Origin of the sequence: Thermogutta sp. (genome assembly GCF_014359955.1) — a bacterium.
In the GTDB taxonomy this organism is placed as follows: domain Bacteria; phylum Planctomycetota; class Planctomycetia; order Pirellulales; family Thermoguttaceae; genus Thermogutta.
Genome location: NZ_JACIYL010000172.1, coordinates 1 through 6996, shown reverse-complemented (window position 1 = coordinate 6996; position 6996 = coordinate 1). Strand labels below are relative to the sequence as shown.

General features: G+C 55.9%; 6 protein-coding genes. 2 read left to right on the top strand and 4 right to left on the bottom strand.

Features of this window, described 5'->3' with window-relative positions; translation table 11 throughout:
* Positions 1-493 precede the first annotated feature (493 nt).
* Positions 494-1906, top strand: a complete 1413-nt coding sequence (gene der, locus H5U08_RS07345; RefSeq protein ID WP_297031723.1) for a ribosome biogenesis GTPase Der — start codon at positions 494-496, stop codon at positions 1904-1906.
* 191 nt (positions 1907-2097) lie between these two features.
* Here der and H5U08_RS07340 read toward each other — a convergent pair whose 3' ends face one another.
* From H5U08_RS07340 to H5U08_RS07325, 4 genes are all read right to left on the bottom strand, one after another.
* On the bottom strand, positions 2098-3177 hold the full coding sequence (locus tag H5U08_RS07340; RefSeq protein ID WP_297031721.1) for an Mrp/NBP35 family ATP-binding protein: 1080 nt from the start codon (positions 3175-3177) through the stop codon (positions 2098-2100).
* Positions 3178-3428: 251 nt separating this feature from the next.
* Positions 3429-3728: a hypothetical protein gene (locus tag H5U08_RS07335; protein WP_297031719.1), complete on the bottom strand. Its 300-nt coding sequence runs from the start codon at positions 3726-3728 to the stop codon at positions 3429-3431.
* A 208-nt stretch (positions 3729-3936) separates the two neighbouring features.
* The gene (locus H5U08_RS07330; RefSeq protein WP_297031717.1) at positions 3937-4107 is read right to left on the bottom strand and encodes a hypothetical protein; all 171 of its coding nucleotides are present in this window, start codon (positions 4105-4107) and stop codon (positions 3937-3939) included.
* A gap of 20 nt (positions 4108-4127) precedes the next feature.
* On the bottom strand, positions 4128-5699 hold the full coding sequence (locus tag H5U08_RS07325) for a hypothetical protein (RefSeq protein ID WP_297031715.1): 1572 nt from the start codon (positions 5697-5699) through the stop codon (positions 4128-4130).
* Positions 5700-5961: 262 nt separating this feature from the next.
* On the opposite strand from H5U08_RS07325, the gene H5U08_RS07320 reads away from it, so the two are divergent.
* Positions 5962-6909 carry a PIG-L family deacetylase gene (locus H5U08_RS07320; RefSeq protein ID WP_297031712.1) on the top strand — a complete coding sequence of 316 codons (948 nt, stop codon included), beginning with the start codon at positions 5962-5964 and terminating at the stop codon, positions 6907-6909.
* Positions 6910-6996 lie beyond the last annotated feature (87 nt).

The following is a 6996-nucleotide window of genomic DNA, read 5'->3' as shown; positions in this document are numbered from 1 at the left end:
TGATCCCCGCCGAGAGTGGCAGGAAACCCTCAACAAGGCGAGGGGATTACTCAACGCGATTGAAATTGCCCAGGCCAAATCCGCCCCGCGGGAATTTGCAGGGCGCCGCTAACGTCCGGCTGACAGGACTCGCATTATCCGGCGGTGCACGTGGCCCACCGGCCAGTCCTCCAAGCTAAAGAATAGACGGGACGTCTATCGGCCTGGGTACAGGCTTCGCTGTTCTGCAGGATCCCTCCAACTGCATGTCAATTTTGGTGCCGTGGCGGTACTCTGGTTTTCCACGCCGCGAAGTGCCCATCAGTCGGTCCGGCCCCACATTTTTGACCAACTCCCTTACAATTGATGAATGGTGGGTGACCGGTCCAGAGCCTCCGGCCGGAGAAATGATGGTTTTTTCCCGGCGTCGGTGATCGCAGAAGCTCTCCGCATCCAAAAGAAAAAAGAATCAGTAAACCAACTCCTTTAAAGACGTTTGGAGTTATAGCACGTCATGTCTATTCCCAAAGTAGTCATCGTAGGTCGACCGAATGTGGGCAAATCCAGCCTCCTTAACTGGTTGGTCGGGCGTCGGGTGGCCGTTGTTGACGCACGGGCAGGCGTGACTCGGGACCGTGTCACGGCTCTTGCCCGGATCGATGATCGTTGGTTGGAGTTCGTGGACACCGGCGGTATCGGAATTGTGGATGCGGCGGAACTGGAAGAGCATGTCGCTCGCCAGATTGACATTGCGCTGCATGAGGCCACTCTCATCTTGTTCGTGGTGGATACGCGGTCGGGTCTGACGCCCATGGACGAGGAGATTTCCCGCCGCCTTCGCACTCTCGAGCGGCCGACGATTTGCGTCGCGAACAAGGCCGATGCCCCCAAGTGGGATGTGGTGGCCCAGGAGTTTTCCAAGCTGGGTTGGCCGCTGGTAACCGTGAGTGCCGAACAACATCGTGGCAAAGAGGAGTTGCTTGAGGAAATTTTCCGCCTGCTGCCGTCCTCGGTTTCGGAGGACGTGCCGGAACCCGTCATGAAACTGGCTGTCGTCGGTCGAAGAAACGTCGGAAAAAGCACCTTTATCAACACTCTCGCCCGGCAGGAGCGGATGATTGTCAGCGAAATTCCGGGCACCACCCGGGATAGTGTGGACGTCCGGTTCGAGCTGGACGGTCAAGTCTTTGTGGCAATTGATACGCCCGGGCTGATGCGACGCAAAAGCATTCATGAAAATGTTGATTTTTACGGGGTTTGTCGGGCGCAGGAGAGTATCCGTCGGGCCGATGTTGTGCTCCTGTTTTTCGACGCCACCCAGGATATTGCCCGGGTGGACAAGCAGCTCGCCAAATACATCGCTGAACACACGAAGCCATGCGTCTTCGTGGTGAACAAGTGGGATCTTCTCGTCAACAAAACGCCAACGGAATCCTGGGTGAATTTACTCCGCAGCACGTTTGGCAATATGTCCTACGTGCCGATCGCGTTCATTACAGCGAAGACAGGGAAAAACGTCAAACGCCTCATCAATCTGGCCCGATCGCTCCACAAACAAGCCCTGATGAGGGTGGGAACCGGGCAACTTAATCGAGCGCTGCAGGCCATTCTCAAGCGGCATCCACCACCCCTGTCCGGGACGAAAAGGCCAAAAATATATTTTGCCACCCAGGTGGGAGTTCAGCCGCCCACCATCGTCATGTTCTGCAATGAGCCGGAAGCATTCTCCAATGCTTACCGCCGCTACCTCATCAATGCTCTCCAGGAAGAACTCCCTTATCCCGAGGTGCCCATACGCCTCTTCCTCCGCAAGCGGGAGAGCAAACCGGGCAAAGTTCCGGTGACCGCTCTGGACGAACGCGACGACATTCCCGTCGATCAAGAAGACGGAGAAGACGATTGGGACGACATTGATGCTTACGAATGAGCGGCTTTAAGACGGTCACCACCCCGGTTTTCGCCGTCGGATCGGTGCCGTGGGCGGAGAGCCACCCACGGCGCGCTTTCCTCGTTCCCTGCCCTACCGTTGCCTGGCGACCCCAGCTTCAGAAGAGGAGCAGGCGGCGCGGAGAGGCTTGAGGGAACATTCACAATCCTGAACCAATCAACCGCCTGACATTACAGCACAGACAGCGAAGGAAGAGGCGGTGACGCCCGGCGCTTTTCCACGATTTGACGCACAAGGTTCTTGCACAGAGCGGTCAGGCACGGCTGAAGCACGGGGTCGTTGAAGCAGTCGACAAGTTTTCCTTCGTCCCCGCGAACGCGGATTGCCATATTGAGCGGGATTTCGCCGAGGAACGGTACCTTGAGCTCTTCGGCTTTCTTTCTTGCCCCACCCGAGCTAAAGATATCGTGCCTGGTTCCGCAGTTGGGGCAAACAAAGTAGCTCATGTTCTCCACGATTCCCAGGAGCTCGATATTCACCTTGCGGAACATCGCGATGGCTTTGACCGCGTCGAGGAGTGCCAGCTCCTGCGGAGTACACACCACCACCGCGCCGGACACGGGAAGGAGCTGGGAAAGACTGAGCGCCACGTCACCGGTACCCGGCGGCATGTCAACGATGAGGTAGTCCAGGTCTCCCCAGTCGGTATCTCGCAGGAATTGTTGGACGGCCTGATGGAGCATCGGACCGCGCCAGATCACGGCCTCTTCGCGCGGAACGATGAATCCCATCGACATCACCCTCATCCCCTCAACCGCAATCGGCACGATTTTTCCTTCATAGAGTGTCGGTCTCTCCTCGGTTCCCAGCAGGTGCGGGATGCTCGGACCGTAAACATCTGCGTCCATGAGGCCCACTTTACATCCCGCCCGAGTAAGCCCCAGCGCCAGGACTGCCGCTACGGTGCTTTTCCCTACACCGCCCTTGCCGGATCCTACGGCAACGACGTATTTGGCTTTCAGGCCGATTTGACCGAGCTTTTCTGCTGCCCGCGGAAACTCGGAGATCTTTACTTCCACTTCCACGGCTGAGTCCAGGTTTTTCCGGACCAAGTCGCGGACTTCTTGAGCGAGTTCGTCCCATAATGGGGCGCAGAAGGTTGTCAATCCGAGTTGAATGGTCACCCGGCCGGGCGCGATCTTGATATCCTGCACCTGGTCCAAACTGACGACACTTCGACCAAGTTCCGGGTCAAGAAACCGGTCAAGAACCTTGAGAATGCTTTCACGTGTCAGAACGGCGTCACTCATGGATGGGTTCACTCCTTTTTCGTCTTTGGCGTGCGCTTATCCACTGCCTGAACCGAGCTTCTCACTACCAGCAGGATAGGTGCGCTCGTTAAAAATGAAGCTTACGGCAGTGAAAGCAAAATATTTGTGAATTTGTCGAAAATGCGAGTATTTGCAAGCGTAGTGTGGCCGACTTTCTTTCAATTCTACCGCTATGAGCAAGCATTTGTCGGCATAACGCAGTGGATCAAGCCGACGGTGGAAAAAATGTTCTATCCGGACACGGGTTCTTTTCCACCCCACTGCGCCCATGGGAGGCGATCCCAGAGTCCCTTCAGCCATTCGTTGGGCGATTCGTCCAGACGCCGCAGGTGCCAGGCCAGCCACCTCGCAAGAATCTCCATCTCCCAGGTGGACTGAATAACGCATCGGACTCCCAGCTCCCAAAGTCCAGGTTGAAGATCGATGCCCGAAGTATTGATCACGCAAAAGGTCGCCAGCGGGAACTGCCTCCTCCAGCCTGGAAGTCTTTGCAGCCAGGTCTGGTAATGCGGGCTTTTTGTAGAAAGCACGGTAAAGCTCGCCGGTCGGTTGCGAAGGACCGACTCGATCCTGTCCGCGGTGGAAGCGACAAGAATACGAGGTAAAGGTTGCCAGACTTGCCCAACTTGCTGGAGAGAGTTCCATGCATGAAAGAGTGCCAGTTGCCAAACACGGCCGGGATGCTGGAATATCACTGCAGGTGGCAGGTTAGATTCGTTGGAACTTGAAGGATGTGGATTAAGCTGGCTCATTTAAAGGTGTCATTAATTGCAATAACTTTCCCTTTTGCAACACCGAGCCCAAAAATCCCAACACGTCGATCGTGATCTGCGGGTTGGGTACAACACGTAATTTTTTTGCATTGCTGAGCCAACCTTGGCTAAAGCCAGATGACTCCATCGCTTTCAATCAGCCCTCACCTTGCTCCCTTAGTGAGCAGCCGACACGTTCCATTTTTTGAGCCACCGCTGGAACGCCTGGAATTTCGGTGACTGCGCAGGTGATTCGTCGGCATATTCCAGCAGCCCCCAGCTTCCCCACTGACTCCACCGCCCCACAGACGAGAAATGGCAACACAACCCACCGCCAATTTCTTCCCAGGCCTGGAAATACTTGTCGTAGATGCGTCCCATTTGGGGATGGCGATTGGCCTGTTTGAGCAATTCCACGAGCTTTTCGTTCCGGTTGGCGGTACCGACGGCCACAAGATGCTGCCCTGCCTCATAGGCCACAAGACCGACGCCAAACCGATTCGCTACCTCTTTCTGTCGCTTCATCCATTCAATGGCTTGCGGGAGGCTTCGGTTTTCCACGTGGTCCAGTAATTTGTCCAATGACCATTGGGCGACTTCCTCCGCCGTGGGACCGTCTCCAGAAGAGTGGACATTCATGCTGATATATGGTGCTATAGCCAGCACGTCAGCATGTTTGTAGGCATCCTGAAATGACAAGATCTGTTCAGACACGTAGGGGTTGGCTGCCTGTGTGGGCAGGACCCGGACCAAGCGATCTCTTCCGCCGAACACTTCCTCCCAAATGCGAAAGATTTGCACCGACCGCCATGCCGTGTAACGCCACGCCGCTTCCCATGGCTTTTCCGCAAAGCCGAGGCGTATCCCCTGCTCTCCCGCCCAGCGGCTCTGTTCGAACATTCCGTTCCAGACTTCGTTGGAATACTCAATATAGACCTTCAATTGCGGGTCAAGCCTTTCTTTGACAAGTTGCGCAAATTTGCGGATATATTCGTCGTCGGCCAGATGAGGCATACAAAACCAGGCGTCCGCCTTTTGGCGGTTGCACAGGTCGATCATAAGCTCGAGCGGGACGCCTTTTGCGCAGAATGTAGCATCCTCTAACACTGGCCGATCTTCCCAGCGCGCAATCCGTGAGCCATTGGTCTCCATCCAGTCCATGAACCGAAAACACCTCACCCCCGCCCAGCGTTTCAGGAAGTCAGGATGAAAGGGTTCTTTCTCATAGACGTCTGCAAATCCTGGCATGATCACCCGGATGTTTCGAATGTAATCCGCTGGATCGGTCTGGGTGATCCGCAGAAAAATCGCACCTTTTTTTGAATCGACCTCGATCACCATTCGCCCCGGGTGTTCCTGCAGAACTCGTGCGGCATTACCGACTTCAATCTTTCCTTTCCCGTCGTACAAAACGGTGTATTGGCCGGAGGGATAATGCCCGCCGTCAATTGTGCACATGAGGGTTTCCGCCCAGCAGTCAGGTTGCAGGCTCCGCACCCAGCCGTGCTCGTCGAGATCGAGGCGCGGTCCCTGCCCCCACGGCTTTCCTTTTTGCTGGCTGATCCAGGGGCGGGAAAGTTTGAAGACGTCAACAAACGGCAGTTCGGTGTTCCAGTCGGCCGGGCCGGCCAGGTTGATTCCCATCTTTGGCCCGGCGGGTTCGGCCCGGGTCTCACCCCGGGAGACAATGGCCGCTGGAACAAGAACCATCGCGAGCGCAAAACAAACAACAGACCATCTTTTTCCCATGTGTCAAAACTCCAAAACATCGAAGTTGCCCGACCGTCGCAGAAACCGGTAGATTCCCCGTGGTTTGCGATGCACTTCCCTATCTTCGAGTCCACGGCCGATAGCTGTCAATACGCGGCCCATGCCCGATAGCTCTCGCTTGATTCTGAGCACTCAATGGCCAATAATGGTGGCCAAGTCAGGCACTGTTTTGGACCGGTGCCCGAGCCGGCATTTGGTTGCCACCTCGAGTGCTTGAGCATGTGGAGGCGGGAGCCGCCCTATGAAGCTGAACCAACCATTGGTGAGCCATTTCAGGAGACTCCGAATTGTCACCGCATTTTGTGCCGTCGTGTTGGGTATCGCATGTCTCAGCCAACGTCCGCTCGGAGCCGCCGAGAATCGGCCTCTCCGAGTCATCGTGTTTGGTGCCCATCCGGACGACTGTGAGATTCGTGCGGGCGGTGTGGCGGCACTTTGGGCGAAGGCCGGACATCAGGTCAAGTTTGTTTCAATGACAAATGGCGATATTGGACACTGGGCGATGGCTGGCGGTCCTCTCGCTCAGCGACGAACCGCGGAAGTTCAGGAAGCAGCCAGAATCCTGGGGATCACAACGGAAGTATTGGACATTCACGACGGCGAGCTTTTACCCACTCTGGAAAACCGAAAAACGATGACCCGCCTTATTCGCCAGTGGCAGGCGGATATCGTGATTGGCCACAGACCGAATGATTATCATCCCGATCACCGTTACACGGGAGTCCTGATGCAGGACTCGGCTTACATGGTGGCCGTTCCCTTTTTCTGTCCCGACGTTCCTCCCCTCAAAAGAAATCCTGTGTTTCTGTACTCGTACGACAATTTCCAGCGGCCAAATCCTTTCCGTCCGGATATTGTGGTGGCCATTGATGATGTCATTGAGCAAAAGCTGGATGCCTTACTCGCCATTGAGTCGCAGTTTATCGAAGGTGGGGCCCTCGGGTCGCCCGAGAGTGCACCCCGGACGGAGGCCGATCGGCAGAAGAAGCGGGAAGAGGTGCGTCAGGCTTTCCGCCAAAGATTTGCGCAAATTGCCGACAAGTGCCGCGATCGGTTGATCGAGTTATACGGACCGGAGAAGGGAAAAGCGATCACATACGCGGAGGCGTTTGAAGTGTGTGAGTACGGTCGACAACCAAGTGAACGGGAAATCCGCGAACTATTTCCGTTCATTTCGTCCCAACCGTGAACCGCAAAAAAAAGGGGCCGTTAATCGCCCCGGCCCTGCCGGGCGATCTCGTCGAGTGACGAATGGGGCAGAAGTCCTGCGGGACTG